The sequence below is a fragment of the Ruegeria sp. SATB027 genome (genome assembly GCF_059613825.1).
Map to the genome: position 1 here is coordinate 43,950 of NZ_JBXWTH010000077.1, position 17,398 is coordinate 61,347.

17 protein-coding genes are annotated in these 17,398 nt (G+C 55.4%); 12 read left to right on the forward strand and 5 right to left on the reverse strand.

Going from position 1 to position 17,398, the window contains the following annotated elements:
• Positions 1-102 precede the first annotated feature (102 nt).
• Genes AC2FPW_RS19365 through AC2FPW_RS19380 form a run of 4 tightly spaced genes read left to right on the forward strand, consistent with a single transcriptional unit; the run spans position 103 to position 4,019 of the window.
• Positions 103-1,227 (forward strand): ABC transporter permease, encoded by a 1,125-nt coding sequence (locus tag AC2FPW_RS19365; RefSeq protein WP_496815008.1) that lies wholly within the window; start codon positions 103-105, stop codon positions 1,225-1,227.
• Position 1,228: 1 nt separating this feature from the next.
• A complete protein-coding gene (locus AC2FPW_RS19370) occupies positions 1,229-2,044 on the forward strand; it encodes an ABC transporter ATP-binding protein (RefSeq protein WP_496815009.1) in 816 nt (271 codons plus the stop codon).
• 5 nt (positions 2,045-2,049) lie between these two features.
• Entirely contained in the window at positions 2,050-3,366 is a 1,317-nt protein-coding gene (locus AC2FPW_RS19375; protein WP_496815010.1) for an MlaD family protein, read from the forward strand.
• Entirely contained in the window at positions 3,363-4,019 is a 657-nt protein-coding gene (locus tag AC2FPW_RS19380) for an ABC-type transport auxiliary lipoprotein family protein (RefSeq protein WP_496815011.1), read from the forward strand. Before AC2FPW_RS19375 ends, AC2FPW_RS19380 begins: the two co-directional genes overlap by 4 nt.
• 85 nt (positions 4,020-4,104) lie before the next feature.
• On the opposite strand, the gene AC2FPW_RS19385 is transcribed toward AC2FPW_RS19380, so the two are convergent.
• On the reverse strand, positions 4,105-5,685 hold the full coding sequence (locus tag AC2FPW_RS19385; RefSeq protein ID WP_496815012.1) for an FMN-binding glutamate synthase family protein: 1,581 nt from the start codon (positions 5,683-5,685) through the stop codon (positions 4,105-4,107).
• A gap of 251 nt (positions 5,686-5,936) precedes the next feature.
• Between AC2FPW_RS19385 and AC2FPW_RS19390 the strand changes: the two genes are divergently transcribed.
• Together AC2FPW_RS19390 and crcB are read left to right on the forward strand one after the other, a co-directional pair.
• Entirely contained in the window at positions 5,937-6,305 is a 369-nt protein-coding gene (locus AC2FPW_RS19390; RefSeq protein WP_480588669.1) for a fluoride efflux transporter FluC, read from the forward strand.
• Positions 6,302-6,664: a fluoride efflux transporter CrcB gene (crcB, locus tag AC2FPW_RS19395; RefSeq protein WP_496815013.1), complete on the forward strand. Its 363-nt coding sequence runs from the start codon at positions 6,302-6,304 to the stop codon at positions 6,662-6,664. The genes AC2FPW_RS19390 and crcB overlap by 4 nt, the downstream gene beginning before the upstream one ends.
• Positions 6,665-6,864: 200 nt before the next feature.
• Here crcB and AC2FPW_RS19400 read toward each other — a convergent pair whose 3' ends face one another.
• Positions 6,865-7,482, reverse strand: a complete 618-nt coding sequence (locus tag AC2FPW_RS19400) for a TetR/AcrR family transcriptional regulator (RefSeq protein ID WP_480483707.1) — start codon at positions 7,480-7,482, stop codon at positions 6,865-6,867.
• 145 nt (positions 7,483-7,627) lie between these two features.
• On the opposite strand from AC2FPW_RS19400, the gene AC2FPW_RS19405 reads away from it, so the two are divergent.
• From AC2FPW_RS19405 to mtnA, 5 genes are all read left to right on the forward strand, one after another.
• Positions 7,628-8,557 (forward strand): AEC family transporter, encoded by a 930-nt coding sequence (locus tag AC2FPW_RS19405; protein ID WP_496815014.1) that lies wholly within the window; start codon positions 7,628-7,630, stop codon positions 8,555-8,557.
• 102 nt (positions 8,558-8,659) lie between these two features.
• Positions 8,660-9,493 carry an S-formylglutathione hydrolase gene (fghA, locus tag AC2FPW_RS19410; protein WP_496815015.1) on the forward strand — a complete coding sequence of 278 codons (834 nt, stop codon included), beginning with the start codon at positions 8,660-8,662 and terminating at the stop codon, positions 9,491-9,493.
• Positions 9,494-9,496: 3 nt separating this feature from the next.
• Positions 9,497-10,954 carry a Si-specific NAD(P)(+) transhydrogenase gene (gene sthA / locus AC2FPW_RS19415; RefSeq protein WP_480910913.1) on the forward strand — a complete coding sequence of 486 codons (1,458 nt, stop codon included), beginning with the start codon at positions 9,497-9,499 and terminating at the stop codon, positions 10,952-10,954.
• On the forward strand, positions 10,951-11,406 hold the full coding sequence (locus tag AC2FPW_RS19420; RefSeq protein ID WP_496754405.1) for a YaiI/YqxD family protein: 456 nt from the start codon (positions 10,951-10,953) through the stop codon (positions 11,404-11,406). The genes sthA and AC2FPW_RS19420 overlap by 4 nt, the downstream gene beginning before the upstream one ends.
• Positions 11,407-11,528: 122 nt before the next feature.
• The gene (gene mtnA, locus AC2FPW_RS19425; protein WP_496815016.1) at positions 11,529-12,623 is read left to right on the forward strand and encodes an S-methyl-5-thioribose-1-phosphate isomerase; all 1,095 of its coding nucleotides are present in this window, start codon (positions 11,529-11,531) and stop codon (positions 12,621-12,623) included.
• A gap of 62 nt (positions 12,624-12,685) precedes the next feature.
• Here mtnA and AC2FPW_RS19430 read toward each other — a convergent pair whose 3' ends face one another.
• Positions 12,686-13,921: an MFS transporter gene (locus AC2FPW_RS19430; RefSeq protein ID WP_496815017.1), complete on the reverse strand. Its 1,236-nt coding sequence runs from the start codon at positions 13,919-13,921 to the stop codon at positions 12,686-12,688.
• A 149-nt stretch (positions 13,922-14,070) separates the two neighbouring features.
• Here AC2FPW_RS19430 and zapE point away from each other — a divergent pair, with 149 nt between their 5' ends.
• Positions 14,071-15,129, forward strand: coding sequence for a cell division protein ZapE (zapE, locus tag AC2FPW_RS19435; protein WP_496815018.1), 1,059 nt, complete (start codon positions 14,071-14,073; stop codon positions 15,127-15,129).
• 60 nt (positions 15,130-15,189) lie between these two features.
• On the opposite strand, the gene AC2FPW_RS19440 is transcribed toward zapE, so the two are convergent.
• On the reverse strand, positions 15,190-16,464 hold the full coding sequence (locus tag AC2FPW_RS19440) for a bifunctional folylpolyglutamate synthase/dihydrofolate synthase (RefSeq protein WP_496815019.1): 1,275 nt from the start codon (positions 16,462-16,464) through the stop codon (positions 15,190-15,192).
• Entirely contained in the window at positions 16,461-17,393 is a 933-nt protein-coding gene (accD, locus tag AC2FPW_RS19445) for an acetyl-CoA carboxylase, carboxyltransferase subunit beta (RefSeq protein ID WP_209597255.1), read from the reverse strand. The genes AC2FPW_RS19440 and accD overlap by 4 nt, the downstream gene beginning before the upstream one ends.
• Between the last annotated feature and the right edge of the window lie 5 nt (positions 17,394-17,398).

A 17,398-nucleotide genomic window follows, 5' to 3' on the forward strand; every position in this document is an offset into this window, starting at 1 on the left:
ATGCGACGGTCGGCGTGACGTCAAGGCCATCCAGCGCGGCAAAAAGAAGTCCAATGGCACAAAGCCATTGCGGACATTGAATGTTTCAATTCACATGACCTCATGACGCAACCTTCGATAACCTCAGAACACGATTCCAGCGGTACTCGTGTACGCATATCCGGAGAGCTGCTCACGCAATCGCTGCAAACCGTTGAACAGGGTTTTGCCTCTGTCCGCGCAACCGGAGAAAGGGTCGTTCTGGATTTGTCCGAGGTCGAAGCCTTGGATACGGGCGGTGCCTGGCTGATCGCGGACCTTGGCAAACGCTTTACGTCGCAAGGTGCAACACTTGAATTTCAAGGGGTGAAACCGGCACATGCCACTCTGATAGATACTGTAACCCGTAGCATACCCGACGAACCCGGTGAGCTTGATAAACCGCGAAGTCTGTTAGATTTGATCGCACAAATGGGTCACATCACTGTAGGTGCTTGGCGGGATACGCTTTCCATCCTCGAATTTCTGGGTCTGACACTGCATCGGCTGTTTCGTACCATTGTCATGCCATGGCGACTTCGCAAGGCAGCGCTGGTCACACACATGGAAGAGACCGGGTTCAAGGCACTGCCAATCGTGGCCCTTATGGGGTTTCTGATCGGTGTCGTACTAGCATTTCAGGGCGCGACCCAACTGAAGCAATTTGGAGCCGAGATATTCGTGGTCGAGCTGATCTCGATCTCGGTTCTGCGTGAATTGGGCATATTGCTGACGGCTATAATCGTTGCCGGGCGCTCGGGTTCTGCATTCACCGCATCTATCGGCTCGATGAAAGTGCAAGAAGAAATTGACGCAATGCGAACGCTGGGTCTGGACCCGATCGAAGTTCTGGTCATTCCGCGCGTTTTGGCGTTGTTGATAATGCTACCCATATTGGGTTTTGTCGCCGATATGGCAGGCCTGTTTGGCGGCGCCTTGATGAGCTGGATCGACCTAGGTGTAAGCCCCGGAATGTTTCTTACCCGTTTGAAGGAAAACACCGACGTCTGGCAATTGGCAGTCGGTCTTATCAAAGCTCCGTTCTTTGCGCTCGTCATCGGCGTTATCGCCTGCTGGCAGGCAATGCAGGTCAAAGGGTCCGCCCAAAGTGTCGGTCAACGTACGACAGCATCAGTTGTTCAATCCATTTTCATGGTGATCGCAATCGACGCTTTGTTTTCGATCTTCTTCTCAGAGATCGGGATATGACATGACCGGGGATACACCACAGCCATCAGCTGCCGCGACTAAAGGTCGTGAGGCTGTCATTCGTGTACGCGGGCTCCGAACTCAGTTCGGTACGCAGGTGGTACATGAAGACCTGAATCTTGACGTCTGGCGAGGCGAAGTTTTGGGAATCGTCGGCGGGTCGGGCACCGGTAAATCCGTATTGCTCAGAACTATCGTAGGGCTGAACAAACCCGCAGCCGGAGAAATCGAAGTTCTGGGCGTCGATGTTCTGAATGGTCCAGAGGGTGATCGCCGCAGAATCGAACGCCACTGGGGCGTTGCCTTTCAGGACGGGGCACTGTTTTCGTCACTGACCGTGCTGCAAAACGTTATGGCACCGTTGCGGGAACATACAGGTCTCAGCGAGAAGCTGATGGAATCTCTGGGTGCATTGAAGATCAGCCTCGTGGGTCTGCCGCAGCTGAGTTGCGGCAAGTTTCCGTCAGAACTGTCGGGTGGCATGCGCAAACGCGCCGCGCTAGCACGAGCGCTTGCCCTTGACCCCGAGATCGTTTTTCTGGACGAACCAACCGCAGGATTGGACCCGATTGGCGCAGCCGCGTATGATGAACTGATCGGCGAGTTGCAGCAGGCACTTGGGTTGACTGTTTTCATGGTCACCCATGATCTGGACAGTCTTTACGCGATCTGCGACCGCGTTGCGGTGCTTGCAGAAAAGCGCGTGTTGGTTGAAGGTCCGATTGAGGACATGACCAAGGTCGATCATCCTTGGGTACAGGAATACTTCACAGGCCCCCGCGCCCGCGCGGCGCAGCAGAAGGGGCAAAACAGGTAAAAGCAATGGAAACCCGGGCGAACTATATTCTGATCGGCGCGTTTACCCTTGCGGGGTTGCTGGGCACATTCGGCTTTTTCATGTGGCTCGCCAAGTTTGAGATCACGCGCCAATACGCTTATTACGATGTACTATTTGACAATGTCGCAGGTCTGTCGGCAGCCGGCGGCGTGAACTTCAACGGCCTGCCGGTCGGGCAGGTCGTTTCCTTGCAACTGGATGAAAATGATCCGTCAAAGGTTCGGGTGCGGATCGAAGTGGACGCAGACATTCCGATAACCAATGAGACAATCGCGCAGCTTCAGTCACTTGGCGTGACCGGTGTTGGCTATGTTGAACTGACCGGCGGATCGGCTAACGCTGAACGATTGCCACAAAAGAGTGTTATCAAGAGCAAACGCAGCGCAATTCAATCCCTGTTCGAAGGCGCGCCAAAAGTACTGGATGAAGCCGTGACACTTTTGGAAAACCTGAACAAAGTCGTCGATGATAAAAACCGGGAAGCTGTGAGCGGTATTCTGGACAATCTTGCTTCGGCTACGGGTAAACTGGACAAGACACTGACAAGTTTTGAATCCGTCGCAAATGACATCGGCAGCGCTGCGCAGGATATTGGCGCGTTTTCAAAGCGGCTGGACCCGCTGATCGAAACTGCGCAAACAACGCTCAAGACCGGCACGGAAACATTGGAAGCCGTCAAAACGGCATCCGGGTCCGCCAAAACGGCGCTGGACGAAGCAAAAACAACCCTTCAGACGGCGGACCGCATTTTGCAGCAGGACGTGAAGCCTTTCATCGAGCGAGGCTCGCAACTGGCTGAACGATTGACCGTTCTGTCTGATGAAGGCAGCATCACCCTTGGAATTGTGAACGAAACCGTGATGAACGCCAATACGACGCTTGGTTCGATTACTACGGCGATGGAGTCCGCCAAGGGGGCGTTGGCTTCGGCAGAATCCGCTTTTGACTCTGCAAATCGTGTCATGGAGGAAGACGTGGCACCTGTTGCGGAAGATGTCCGGAAGGCGGCCAATCAGGTGACAGAAACCGTCGCAGGCATTACCGAAAAGATCGACCAGATCTCGGACGACGTCCTGAGTGCGTCAAATTCGGCGTCCGAATTGCTGGGAACCATCGACGGCATTGTTCAGAGCAACCGCCGACAAGTGTCAGACTTCCTGCGGGTCGGGTTGCCTCAGTTTGTTCGTTTCATCGAAGAATCCCAGCGTCTTGTTATCAGTCTGGATCGCCTCGTAGACAAAGTTGAACGCGATCCGGCACGTTTCCTTCTGGGCACCCAAGCATCGGAGTTCCGTCAATGATCAAGCCTGCACTTGCAATGTTGATGGTCGCGTTGTTTGGCGGCTGCGCTGGTCTGGGCACGTTGCAACAAGCGGCGAAACCAAATGATTTGTATCTGCTGACCCCAAAAAGCACGTTTTCCTCGGCGCTGCCCAGGATTGAAAAGCAGATCGTCGTTCAGGAACCCACGGCAACTGCCGCAGTGAACACGGACCAGATAGCCATTCAGCCTACCTCGTTGCAGGTTCAATATTTGCCCCGCGCCCGCTGGGTGGATCGCGCACCCTTGATCGTTCAAACCTTGTTGGTTGAAAGCTTTGAGAACTCGGGCAAAGTCGCAGCTGTTGGACGCTCAACCGTTGGCCTGCGGGCCGATTATGTAATAGCCCCGGACCTTCGAGAGTTTCAGGGGGTCGTGATCGAAGATTCCGAGAACGGAACCAAAATTCGCGTCGAAGTTCGTATTAACATTAAGGTGATCGACGAATACGAAGATAAAATCGTTGCATCCAGCTCGTTCCAGGAAAACGTCGTGGCGGCAAGCGATCAGACGCCGGATCTGATCAACGCGTTTGACCTGGCGTTGGGGCGCGCGATGAGAGATTCTGTTGAATGGAGCATTCGCAAGATCAACACCCACGTGGCAAACAACCCGCGATCCATTCCCAGATAACGAAAGTTGCATAAGACGGCGGAAAAAGCGGGCAATTACGGCCGCGCTTTCACATGACCAATCATCGCGCTACCTAATGTGGTTTTCAGAATTGTGCCGCCGAAGCTCGGTTCCAATCATCTGCAAATTCTTCGGGAATGTCGTCCTTTAACAAGGCACCGTCCTCCAGATAAATATAAAGCTCGGCATAGGTACGCTCATGCTCGTCCGCAGTTCGGCGCAGGATATCACGGGGATGTAACTCGGACGCTTTTTCCTTGCCCATCGCGCCCAAAAGCTCGCGGAAACTTTCCAGTGTGGCATCGTGATAGCGATGAACACGCCGGCGTTTCTGCGGCACATTCACAGCGCGCCCGCGGATGGGATCTTGTGTAGCCACCCCTGACGGACAACGGTTTGTGTTGCAATGCAATGCCTGGATGCAACCCACCGCAAACATCATCGCGCGCGCCGAGTTGCACATGTCGGCACCAAGCGCCAACTTCTCGACCATGTCATAACCGGTCGCCACTTTTCCGGAACAGATGATCCGAATCTTGTCGCGTACTCCGACACCGCGCAAACAGTTGCTGACAAAGATCAAGGCTTCGTTCAGGGGCATACCCAAACGGTTGGTGAATTCCACCGGGGCTGCGCCCGTGCCCCCTTCTGCCCCGTCAATTGTGATGAAATCCGGCAAGATACCCGTTTCAAGCATTGCTTTACAGATCGCCATGAATTCGGACGGCCTGCCGATGCACAGCTTGAACCCGACAGGTTTGCCGCCGGACATTTCTCGCAGGTGCTGGACAAAATGCATCAAACCTGTGGGCCCATCGAAGGCACTATGGGTGGGCGGAGAAATCACATCCTGATGTTCGGGCACTCCCCGTATCTCGGCAATCTCGGCATCGACTTTGGCAGCAGGTAGAACACCGCCATGGGCGGGCTTTGCACCTTGTGACAGCTTGATCTCAATAGCCTTGACCACGTCCCTTCCTGCCTTTTCGGCAAACTTGTCCTTGTCAAATCCACCAGCAGGGGTCCGGCACCCGAAGTAACCCGTCCCGATCTGCCAGATGATGTCCCCGCCTTCGGCCAGATGATGCGGTGACAGCCCACCCTCTCCGGTGTTATGCGCGAACCCCCCATCCTTGGCTCCTCCGTTCAGCGCGCGGATGGCATTGGCGCTGAGCGCGCCAAAGCTCATGGCAGACACATTAAGGCGTGAGGCGCTGTATGGTTGCGTACATTGCGGACCCCCCAGCATTATGCGTTCTTCACTTTTGTCTACATGTTTGGGGGCTAGTGAGTGGTTGGCGCGATGATACCCGGTTTCCGTAATGTCGTATTGTGTGCCGAACGCCTGTGTGTCCACCTGCCCCTTGGCCCGAGAATAAACCAGCCCTCGGACAATCCTGTTGAACGGACGTCCACTTTCGTTGGTTTCCACGAAATATTGGCGAATTTCCGGGCTTACAAATTCCAGCATGTACCGGAAATGCCCAAGAACCGGGTAATTGTTCAGGACGTTATGCCTGGTCGTCAGAACATCATAAAGACCGATGATCGCGTACGGCACCAAAATGATCAGAAGCCAAAGCGCATGAGACCAGAAGAACCCAAGGATCAGAACTAACGGCAGACAGACACAGCTCAGAAAAAAGAAAATTCTGCGTACAATCATGTTCCATACTCCTTGTGTTATTATCGGGCTGATGAGCCATGCTGTCAGAACTCAACGTGAAACAGATTGAAACTTTATTTCAAGTGCCCGCGGAAAAATGTCTGCTGAGGGACGCAAACGTGAAATCATGTTACGAACCGCCCAACTGTTGAACCCGGTGCAACCGGCGGATAAATCACGCTTAACGGACGACAAAGGGCCGATCCTTGGCAAACACACAATCCCACCTCTGGCGTGACCGAAAAAGCGTGATGTTTCTGTCCGTCTTCGCAGGCGGTGCGCTTGGGTCGTTGTTGCGTGAGGCGTTTGCACTAGAGATCCCAGGCCTAAGCTTTCTCACCTCGACTTTTGGCATCAACGTAGTCGCCTGTTTTGTTCTGGGCTGGCTATATTCCGTGCGCCATAAGGTGCACGCGCATGTTCTGCATCTTGGCGCCGTCGGGTTTTGCGGTGGATTGTCGACCTTTTCGTCTTTTGTCGCAGATCTTGAACGAATAGCCGACGGCGGCCTATGGGTAACGTCCCTGGCAATCGGGCTGGAAGTTTCATTTGGCCTTGCTGCCGCGCTGTTTGGTGAAAGACTTGGACGGCATTTTCATTCCGAAAAGACGCCGTCATGAGCGAAGTGTATCTTCATTCCATGTTCGCGTTGGGCGGAGGTCTGGGGGCTGTGATGCGCCATTGGCTGGCGCTGAGGATTCGGCACGACTTGCCACTAGCAACCTTGCTCGTAAATGTGTTGGGTAGCTTGCTGCTGGGGATCTGGGTTGGGTATTTGGGAGGTCCAGTAGACATTCCCGAGGACCAAAAACGCCTTGTTTTCGGGTTTTGCGGTGGTTTTACAACCTTCTCCAGCTTTGCCTACCAATCGCTCGAACTTCACCGCGAGCGCACATTGCTTTTGGCAGCAGGCAATATTCTGATCAGCCTTGCTCTGTGCTGGTTTTCTTTCTGGCTTGGCCTGTTGCTAGCGAGCTAAAGCGCATCAAGCTGGGCAACAAGTTTGAACGCTGACCTGCTTTTCTTTCCGGCCAATGTTGGGTCCCAAGCCACGCCAATAGTTCGACAAGTAAAGAGTTTGAAAAGACTTATCGCAGTAAGCTGAACTGCATCGAGTGTTCTGGTGTGTGAGCAATGGCCTGTGTCCCTGATCCGGATATGGGCCATTTCTTTCTTGGATCAGACCCCATACCGGGCAAGAAACATGTCCACGGCTTGTGTCGCTACTTCAGCGATTTCTTCTTTGCTGAATGAATTCTGAATTCCAAATGCAGCCCGGGTCCAGATCCGTACTTTGCAAAGCTCGGAAAACTGCTCAGCCGCTATTTGGACATTTTCAACTGCTAACTCACCTTTAGCCACGGCTTTTTCAAGGTATTCTGCCATTTGACGCTGGCCGTTTTGCGGCCCCGCTTCGTAAAATGCACGACCAAGTTCCGGAAACCGATCTCGTTCGGCAACACAAATGCGGAAAACCTGCTGCGCGAAATCTGAAACTAGAAACGCCGTCAACTGTGTGGCCGCGATCATCAAAACTTCTCGTGCGGGTTTGGTCTCGTCGATCATCGCGACGACCCGTTCGGCCATAAGACAGCATTCCGTTTGTGCAACTTCCATGAACAAAAGGCGCTTGTCCGGAAAATAGCTGTACAAGGTTGCTTTTGACACTCCAGCCGCGCGGGCAATGTCATCCACGCTTGCGCCCTCGAATCCGTCCGCCATGAAAACCTCTCGGGCCCCGCGCAAAACCTGATCAAACTTTCGGCCTGTGCGCAGGATGGTGGCGGTCTGGGTCATGTCATCTCCTCGATCAATACCTGTCACAGTTTATAAACCGTTCGGTTCAGGTACAAGGATTCTCGTATTCCCTTTAACGCTGACCTCGCCCAATTTGGGGAGTTGCGCTCTTGCGACGGTTCTAAACCGTGCTAGGACTTGGCCCATGGCCGATATCTTTTTGCGTACACTTCCCTTTTTTGCAATCATCGGCCTTGGCTATTGGGCTGGGCGCACACGGTTCTTTACGGCCGAAGCAACCGCATATCTGACCAAGTTCGTCTTCTTCTTCGCGCTGTCGGCAATGTTGTTTCGATTTGCCGCGACCCTGCCCTTTGCAGAGATTTTCAACGCAAGACTGATCTTCGGTTATCTCATAGGAACCGCTGCTGTTTATGGCATAGCAACTTGCATAGCGTGGATACGCGGCCTTAACGTGCCTACTTCGGCGGTTGAGGCACAATGCGCTGCTATTGGGAACGTTGGCTTTCTTGGCCTGCCGATGCTCGCGCTGCTGTTCACCGAAGCCGCTATTGGTCCGGTCATGCTGGTCCTGACCGTAGATCTGGTGGTATTCTCGTCTCTGATCGTGATCCTGATCAACGGTGGTCGCGACGGAAGGCTGACCCCAGCCACATTCAAACTGATTGGAATGGGTCTGCTCAAGAACCCGATGATTGTCTCGATCTCTGCCGGGCTCGTCTGGTCATCCCTGCAAATCCCGGTTCCCGATCCGCTGAACAACTTTCTGACCATCCTCGGTGGTGCCGCAACCCCCGGAGCGCTTTTTGCAATCGGTGCGTCCCTTGCTGGCAAATCCGCGGAAAGAATTCAGATCGCGGCCTGGTTGAGTTTCTGCAAGCTGGTGCTCCACCCGCTTTTCGTAGCAATCGCCCTGCTCTGGCTGATCCCGGTCGGAACATTTCCGGCAAGCGTTGCAATTGCAGCAGCAGCTCTGCCCGTGGCAGGAAATGTCTATATGCTGGCCGCGCATTACGGCATTGCCCCACAGCGCGCCTCGGCTGCTATTTTACTGTCGACGCTCGTCAGCATTGTCACCATACCGCTTGTAATTGCGGCTCAAGGAACTCTCTGACCTTCACCTTTTTAAAAATACTCACCCCAAAGGCACTCGGGCTTTACGCCGGGTCCGTGGATCGTTAGCCATGTTGCGACTCTAGAATAAGGACGATGCCTGATGGAAACCCTCTCGGAAAATGCCTGTTTCGGCGGAGTGCAAGGCGTGTATCGCCATGCTTCGTCGACATGCCAATGCGACATGACGTTTGGCCTTTTTCTTCCGGCCGAGGCGAAAGATGGCCCGGTTCCGATCTTGTGGTATCTGTCTGGTCTGACCTGCACCCATGAAAACGCGATGACAAAAGCCGGCGCACAAGCTTGGGCTGCGGAACAAGGCATTGCAGTGGTATTTCCCGACTCTTCGCCACGCGGTGAAAGTGTTGCGGACCATGACGACTACGATTTGGGTCAGGGCGCTGGGTTCTACGTGAACGCCACGCAGGAGCCCTGGGCACCGCATTTCCGGATGTGGGACTACATTGCCGACGAATTGCCCACACTGCTGTTCGAAAACTTTGCCATCGATAGCGAACGTCAGGCCATTACGGGTCATTCCATGGGCGGGCATGGTGCATTGACGTTGGCCATGAACCTTCCAGGACGGTACCGCTCGGTTTCGGCCTTCGCACCCATCGCGAACCCGACGGGCGCAGACTGGGGGCGCAAACAGCTGGGCGCGTATCTGGGGGATGATGAATCCCTTTGGGCCAAACACGATGCCTCCCTGTTGATGAAAGAAACCGGTTTCGACGGCCCCATCCTGATCGATACGGGCACCAATGATCAGTTTATGGACCTGCTGCGCCCAGAAGCGCTTGCCCAAGCCATCGCTGAGCGTCGCCAGCAAGCAACCTTCCGCCTCCAGCCGGGGTATGACCATTCGTATTTCTTCGTATCTACCTTCATGGAAGATCACATCGTTTTCCACGCCGAAGCGCTGTACGGAGACTGAGATATGAGCAAATACGACTATGATCTGGTCATCATCGGGTCCGGGCCTTCGGGGCGTTCTGCGGCCATTCAGGCTGGCAAGCTCAAGCGACGGGTTCTGGTGATTGACCGAAAAGACCGTTTTGGTGGGGTGTCCGTTCACACCGGAACTATCCCATCCAAGACATTGCGCGAAACGGTTCTGAACCTGTCGGGCTGGCGCGAGCGCAGCTTTTATGGCCGTTCCTATCGGGTCAAGGACCAGATCCGCGCCGATGATCTGAAAGCGCGCCTGCATATGACGCTCGATCACGAAGTCGACGTGCTGGAACATCAGTTCAACCGGAACCACGTCGATACTCTCGACGGTTTAGCCAAGTTTGTCGGACCACATGAAGTGGAAGTCGCCACTGATGCCGGAGAGACCACACGTGTAACGGCCGCCAAGTTTCTGATTGCAACGGGGACCAAGACCTATCGCCCCGACTATGTTCCATTCAACGGCAAGACCGTGGTCGATGGCGACGAGTTTCTGGAAATGGCAGAAATCCCGCGTTCACTGGTTGTTATCGGTGCCGGGGTCATTGGGGTCGAATACGCCACGATGTTCTCCGCACTGGACGTTCGGGTGACGCTGATCGAGCCGCGGGATACGTTTCTGGACTTCATCGATAGCCGATTGATTCATGATTTCACCCATCAGATCCGCGAAAACGGTGTTGATCTGCGTTTAGGGTCAGCTGTCGAAAAGATTGAAGATGCGGGCGAGCATGTGGAAGTGACCCTTGAAAACGGGCGTCACGTGCGGGCCGAAATGCTGCTGTTTGCAGCCGGGCGCATGGGCGCAACATCGAAACTCAATCTGGACTCAGTCGGACTGGAAACCGATCACCGTAACCGGATCAAGGTAGACCGCAAGACATATCAGACCGCGGTTCCGCATATCTACGCGACCGGGGATGTGATCGGTCACCCTTCGCTGGCCTCGACTTCATTGCAGCAAGGGCGTGTGGCTGCCTGCCATGCGCTCGAGACACCTACGCTGCCGGAAAGCCCATGGTACCCCTATGGCATCTACTCGGTTCCCGAAATTTCCACCTGCGGCATGTCCGAGGAAGAACTTCAGGAGCGTGGCATTCCCTATGAGGTTGGCGTGGCCCGATTCCGCGAGACCTCGCGCGGGCATATCATGGGGCTGGAACACGGCATGCTGAAGATGCTGTTTTCGCTTAAAACCCGCCGTGTCTTGGGCGTGCAGATTGTGGGCGAAGGTGCGACCGAACTGATCCACATCGCTCAGGCGGTGCTGAATCTAAAGGGAACTGTCGATTACTTCGTTCAGAACACGTTCAACTATCCAACTCTGGCCGAGGCTTACAAGATCGCCGGGCTGGATGCTTTCAACCGGATGCCGATCCCGGAGGAATTCAAGGTGCGGAAGAAACCTGCTGAACCAGAGAAAAAAGAGGCCAAAAAGGCGTGACAACGCTGTATGTCGATGGCGATGCCTGCCCTGTAAAGGCCGAGGCCGAACGGGTTGCAACACGACACAAGGTGCCTATGGCACTGGTGTCGAATGGCGGTCTTCGACCGTCAGCAAACCCGCTTGTACAGGTCATCGTGGTCTCGGAAGGTGCTGACGAAGCCGACAAATGGATTGCAGAACGCTGTGGCGCTGGGGATGTAGTTGTGACCTCTGATATCCCTCTGGCCGCGAAATGCGTCGAAACAGGTGCCCGAGTTTTGCGCCCCAACGGCGAGGCCTTTACGGCAGCCAACATTGGCCAGCAATTGGCGATGCGTGATTTGATGGCTGATCTGCGGGCCGCCAATCCATTGGGGGCCGGAGGCGGCGGTCGACCGTTCAGCAAAGCAGATCGTTCGAGGTTTCTGGATGCGTTAGAGCGGGAACTTCGCGCAGCGACCCGAGGGTAAGTGCAGTCACCGGCAAGCTAAAATGCCAGCCGGTAACCAGAAACGCCCGTTTACAAGCCCGCCGAAAGAACGCAGGCTGCGAAAGACTTCTGATCAGGCTATTCGCAAACGGAGACCGAATTATGAAAGTACAGGGTGCTCATTACCGGTCGATTTGGTGGGACAAATCGGCAGGTGAGGTTCGGGTTATCGACCAGCGTTGGCTGCCCCATGACTTTCGGGTGGTTACCCTGAAAACGCTGGATGAATTTGCGACAGCGATCCGCGACATGTGGGTCAGGGGTGCGCCACTGATTGGTGCAACAGCCGCGTTTGGAATTGCCGAACAGATGTCCCGTGACAGCTCTGACGCTTCGTTCGATGCCGCATATGACGTATTGCACGCGACCCGGCCAACGGCCATCAACCTGCGATGGGCATTGGACAGATGCCGCGACTCGCTGATGCCACTTGCCCCAAGTGATCGTGCTGAACGGGCCTGGGCACTGGCACAGGAGGTTGCAGACGAAGATGTTGAGATCAATGCCTCGATAGGTCGCCACGGGCTGCAACTGATCAAAGAAATTGCAGCCCGAAAGCCCGCAGGTGAACCGGTGCGGCTATTGACGCATTGCAATGCCGGTTGGCTGGCAACGGTGGATTGGGGAACGGCGACAAGCCCGATGTATCATGCGCATGACGCGGGCATTCCGCTTCATGTCTGGGTGGATGAGACCCGACCACGAAATCAGGGGGCGCTGACATCCTGGGAGCTTGGTGAACACGGCATTCCCCATCGTTACATCGTGGACAATGCAGGTGGTCACCTAATGCAACATGGTTTGGTTGACGCAGTCATCACCGGTACAGACCGGACCACGGCACAAGGCGATGTCTGCAATAAAATCGGCACCTACCTGAAAGCCTTGGCGGCGCGGGACAACGGGGTTCCGTTTTATGTCGCCCTGCCCTCGCCCACGATTGACTGGACGGTTCGGGATGGAGTGTCGGAAATCCCGATCGAAGAACGCGATACAAAAGAAGTGACCCATGTCATGGGCGTGGATGGACAGGGGGATATTGCCGATGTTCGCGTCACCCCGAACGGGACGGAAGGTGGCAATCCTGCCTTTGATGTCACACCCAACCGGCTGGTGACGGGGCTTATCACCGAACGCGGCGTCTGTGCCGCCTCGGCCGAAGGCCTTGCAGGATTGTTTCCGGACCGAGTCGGCTAGATTAACACCCCACACGGCTTTACCCTTGGCACGCGCACGTAGGTCGAGCGCGAAACGTCACTTCAGGCAGGGACTGCCAGACGGTTCTCTCGGATCGGTAGATGAACGATGGCGCTAAAGGCCCCAATTGCCACACCGATCCACCAGACCAGGGCATAGTCACCATACTGGTCATACATGCGCCCACCCAGCCAGACGCCCAGGAAGCTGCCAACCTGATGGCTGAAGAAGATTATGCCATAGAGTGTTCCCATGTAACGCAAACCATAGAGGTGCGCGACAAGACCCGACGTGAGCGGAACGGTGGCCAACCAAAGCGACCCCATCACCAGCGAGAATGTAATGACGGACAGCGGCGTTATCGGGAAAATGATGAACAACGCCGCAGCAAGCGTTCGACCGGCATAAACCGAGGCCAGCAGATATTTCTTGGGAAAATGATTACCCGCCCAACCTGCCACAAGGGTCCCGGCGATATTGGCCAAACCAATCAGTGAAATCGATACCGCGCCAAGTGCGGACGTGGATGTGATGCCGATGGAATGCAGCACGCTGCCGGCTTGGATCGGTCCGCACATCTCGGTCACGAATGCGGGGAAGTGGGCCGTGATAAATCCAAGTTGGTAACCGCAGCTAAAAAACCCAATAAATATCAAAGCATAAGAAGGATCTCGGAACGCCTTCCCCAGAATTTCTCCCATGCTTTCTTGCAACTCTGCCTTTGAAGCTGGTTGAGGCGCCCGCATGAAAGGCAAGGTCAATACCAGCGCAAGAATCGCAGCGGCAAACACGACGAAGACTTGTTGCCAGGGCAGGAATGACAGCAACCACTCAGCCGTCGGCGCGCCCAGAACCTGCCCAAAGCTGCCCGCGGCGGTAACGATGGCCAGCGACATGGACCGGTTTTCATCAGAGGAAGCGCGACCGACCACAGCCAAAACCACACCGAACCCGGTACCGGCAATGCCAAACCCAACCAGCCACGCATAAACCTGATGCTCGAGCGGTGTGACGGACCAGGCCGACAGAACCAGACCAGCAGCATAGGTCAAGGCGCCGAGGATAATGGCCTTTCGGTCTCCTACTTTCTCAGCGATAGCTGCAAAGATCGGTTGACCGATGCCCCAAGCCAGATTCTGGATTGCAATCGCCAATGAGAAATCCGTGCGCAGCCAGCCAAATTCACTGGCGATCGGAATCTGAAACACGCCGAAAGACGCGCGCACGGCAAAGCTGACCGTGATGATGATGCATCCAATGATCAGGATCGGGTTCAACATGCGGGTGGATTGCGGCATAGAGACCTCGGGTAGCTTGGTCCGACGGACCGTACTGGATTTACGGGTTGCGTCAATTCAACAGATTTGCGGTCACGGATAAGCAAATTTGATACGTCAGGGAAAAGGCTTCTTTTCAACGGGCTGGGTCATGGGTAAGGCTCTGGGTCATGACGGATCTGATTTCGCACTACGAAGCCCGCGTCGAGGATGGAACTCTGACGCGTGACGACGCTCAAGAAGCCGTGTTACCCCAGTTTGAGCGCATCCGTGCAGCACTGGCCGAGCCGGTTAAACGAGGGTTTTTCCGCAAGGCTCCGCCTCCACCTAAAGGCCTGTACCTGTGGGGTGGCGTCGGACGTGGTAAATCGATGCTGATGGACATGTTCGTCGACACGCTGGGTGAAGTCCCCGCACGGCGCGTTCACTTTCATGCCTTCATGCAGGAAATCCATGCCGGAATGCACAAGGCCCGGAAAGAGAACGTCGAAGATGCTCTGGCACCCGTGGCAAAGGAGGTGGTGAAATCCGTCCGCCTGCTGGCCTTCGACGAGATGCAGATCACTGACATTACGGATGCGATGATCGTCGGCCGTTTGTTTGACCTGCTGCATGAAGGTGGCGTTGTTGTCGTGACCACGTCGAACAGGCATCCGGACGCGCTGTATAAGGATGGGTTGAACCGGCAATTGTTCCTGCCTTTTATTGCCCATATCAAAGACCAGTTGCAGGTATGGGAACTGGTATCGCCCACGGATTACCGTCAGAACAGATTAGAGGGGGCTCCGGTCTATTTTACACCCATCGGACCAGAAGCGCGGCAGAAATTACGGGATGTCTGGAACGATCTTGCAGGCGGACCTGCTGATCCGTTGATATTGCAGGTCAAAGGCCGCGCCGTCGAACTGCCCGCATTTCGCAACGGGGTTGCACGGGCTTCGTTTTATGACCTGTGTGGCCGGATGCTGGGACCGGCGGACTATCTGGCTATCGCAGAAGCAATTAAAGTGTTGGTGCTTGAGGATATCCCCCGTTTGTCGAGAAATAACTTCAATGAAGCCAAGCGCTTTGTCATCCTGATAGATGCGCTCTACGAGGCAAAAGTTCGGTTGATCTGCTCGGCTGCGGCGGAACCCGAGATGTTGTATGTCGAAGGAGAAGGCACCTTTGAGTTTGAGCGTACTGCATCGCGCCTGCGGGAAATGCAGGACCAGAACTGGGGGAAGTAGGGGCTCTGCCCCCGTCGCGCTGCGCGCGCCTCCCCCGGAGTATTTGCGAAAAGATGAAGCTTAACCGTTTTCGCGCAGGATGTTTCCGGCAAGATAAAGGGAGCCGCAGATCAGGACACGCGCCTGTGGGTCTTTGTCCGTGATTGTCTTCAACGCTTCCGAAACACTTGCAGCGACTGAAGAAGGCAGGCCAACTTTGGTGGCAGCGGCGGCGGTTTCATCGGCGCTGAGCGTGGCCGCCTCGCCTGGTATGGAGATGGCGGTCAGGCTTGCAACCAGTCTGGACAGTGGCGCGAGATACCCAGTCACGTCTTTCGTGTTGAGCATACCGCAGATTAAATGCGTGGGGCGTTGCGGCATCTTTGCCAGCACATCGGCCAGCGCGATTCCTGCGGCCGCGTTATGCCCTCCATCCAGCCACAGTTCGACCTGGGGGGCTTGCTCGGTCAGCGGACCGGTTTTGAGACGTTGCATACGCGCGGGCCAATCGGCATTGGACACGGCAGCCTCGTAGGCAGTGTCACCCATTGAAAGATGACGCAGAACCGCCAAGGCGGCACCGGCATTTTGGAACTGATGTGCACCCAGCAGGTTGGGGAGCGGCAGATCACGCAACCCGGTTTCGTCCTGATAGATCAAGCGCCCGTTTTCTTCATGAACGTGCCAATGCTGGCCATGTATAAGCAGCGGTGCGCCCAACCGGGCGGCTGTGTACTCGATCACCTCCAGTGCCTCGTCTTCCTGCGGGCCGACGATGCATGGCACACCGGGTTTGATAATGCCCGCCTTTTCGGCGGCAATCTTTCCCAAGGTGTCGCCCAGATACTGTTCATGATCGATTGAAACAGGCGTAATGACTGTCACCGCCGGTTCATCAATCACATTTGTTGCATCCAGCCGTCCGCCCAAACCGACCTCAAGCAGAGTGTAATCCGCTTTGCAGCGAGAGAAGGCCAGCAAGGCAGCGCAGGTTGTGATCTCGAAATACGTGATGTTTTCGCCGCCATTCGCCGCGTAGCACTCATCCAGAACCGCAGTCAGGTCGGGTTCTGAAATCAGTTCGCCCGCCAACCGGATACGTTCGTGAAATCGCGCCAGATGGGGCGAGGTGTAGGCATGAACGGAACGCCCTGCCCCTTCCAAGCCCGCCCGGATCATGGCCTGGGTCGAGCCTTTGCCATTGGTCCCGGCAACATGGATAACCGGTGGCAGCTTGAGCTGCGGATTGTCCAAGGCGGCCAGCAATCGCCAGACGCGATCCAAGGTCAAATCAATGATCTTGGGGTGTAGCGCCATCATCCGGTCGAGGATGGCGTCAGATGTCTTGGTGTTCATTTTTTCCCGGTCTCTTCGGCCTGCGCGACCTTGGCCGTTTCATCCGGTGTCGGTGCTGGCAGGTCACCTTTGATCGCCGGCGGTTGGTTCATCAGCATCCGGGTGATGGTGATCAGTTCGTCACGCATCTCGGTACGTTTGGTGACACGGTCCAGCATCCCGTGATCCAGCAGGTACTCGGCCCGCTGGAAGCCGTCGGGCAGCTTTTCGCGAATCGTCTGCTCGATAACTCGGGGACCGGCAAAGCAGATCAGCGCGTTCGGTTCCGAGATGTGGACATCGCCCAACATCGCATATGACGCCGTCACACCACCGGTGGTGGGATGGGTCAGCACAACGATATAGGGCAGATTTGCTTCTTTCAGCATTTCGACGGCCACGGTTGTGCGCGGCATTTGCATCAGGCTGAGTATACCTTCCTGCATCCGCGCTCCACCCGCTGCCGAGAACAGGATCAGTGGGCGCTTTAGCTTAACCGCTTCTTGAGCGGCCGCGATGATCGCGTTGCCCACATACATGCCCATTGATCCGCCCATGAAGGAGAAATCCTGCGCTGCCGCAACGATAGGCGTGCGCCCGATTTCGCCTTTGGCAACCAGCATCGCCTCTTTTTCGCCGGTCTTTTTCTGCGCCGCTCGCATACGCTCGGGGTATTTCTTCTGGTCGCGGAAATGCAAGGGATCTTCTTTTGGCGCTGGCACTGCAACCTCAGTGAAAATACCGCCGTCGAACAGGTGATTAAACCGCTCGCGTGGAGTAATCGCCATGTGATGGTCACATTGGGTACAGACGTTCTGATTTTCCGCTAGTTCACGATGAAACAGCATCGTTCCGCACTCGTCACATTTCTGCCAGAGGTTTTCGGGCACTTCGCGGCGAGAGAAGATCGAGTTGATCCGGGGGCGGACGTAGTTTGTGATCCAGTTCATGTCGG

Coding starts and splice junctions, on each gene's coding strand:
- AC2FPW_RS19365 (WP_496815008.1), top strand. CDS start 103: ATGACGCAACCTTCGATAACCTCAGAACACGATTCCAGCGGTACTCGT.
- AC2FPW_RS19405 (WP_496815014.1), top strand. CDS start 7,628: ATGGCCGATATCTTTTTGCGTACACTTCCCTTTTTTGCAATCATCGGC.
- AC2FPW_RS19390 (WP_480588669.1), top strand. CDS start 5,937: ATGTTTCTGTCCGTCTTCGCAGGCGGTGCGCTTGGGTCGTTGTTGCGT.
- AC2FPW_RS19370 (WP_496815009.1), top strand. CDS start 1,229: ATGACCGGGGATACACCACAGCCATCAGCTGCCGCGACTAAAGGTCGT.
- AC2FPW_RS19380 (WP_496815011.1), top strand. CDS start 3,363: ATGATCAAGCCTGCACTTGCAATGTTGATGGTCGCGTTGTTTGGCGGC.
- fghA (WP_496815015.1), top strand. CDS start 8,660: ATGGAAACCCTCTCGGAAAATGCCTGTTTCGGCGGAGTGCAAGGCGTG.
- AC2FPW_RS19385 (WP_496815012.1), bottom strand. CDS start 5,685: ATGATTGTACGCAGAATTTTCTTTTTTCTGAGCTGTGTCTGTCTGCCG.
- zapE (WP_496815018.1), top strand. CDS start 14,071: ATGACGGATCTGATTTCGCACTACGAAGCCCGCGTCGAGGATGGAACT.
- AC2FPW_RS19400 (WP_480483707.1), bottom strand. CDS start 7,482: ATGACCCAGACCGCCACCATCCTGCGCACAGGCCGAAAGTTTGATCAG.
- mtnA (WP_496815016.1), top strand. CDS start 11,529: ATGAAAGTACAGGGTGCTCATTACCGGTCGATTTGGTGGGACAAATCG.
- sthA (WP_480910913.1), top strand. CDS start 9,497: ATGAGCAAATACGACTATGATCTGGTCATCATCGGGTCCGGGCCTTCG.
- AC2FPW_RS19430 (WP_496815017.1), bottom strand. CDS start 13,921: ATGCCGCAATCCACCCGCATGTTGAACCCGATCCTGATCATTGGATGC.
- AC2FPW_RS19440 (WP_496815019.1), bottom strand. CDS start 16,464: ATGAACACCAAGACATCTGACGCCATCCTCGACCGGATGATGGCGCTA.
- accD (WP_209597255.1), bottom strand. CDS start 17,393: ATGAACTGGATCACAAACTACGTCCGCCCCCGGATCAACTCGATCTTC.
- crcB (WP_496815013.1), top strand. CDS start 6,302: ATGAGCGAAGTGTATCTTCATTCCATGTTCGCGTTGGGCGGAGGTCTG.
- AC2FPW_RS19375 (WP_496815010.1), top strand. CDS start 2,050: ATGGAAACCCGGGCGAACTATATTCTGATCGGCGCGTTTACCCTTGCG.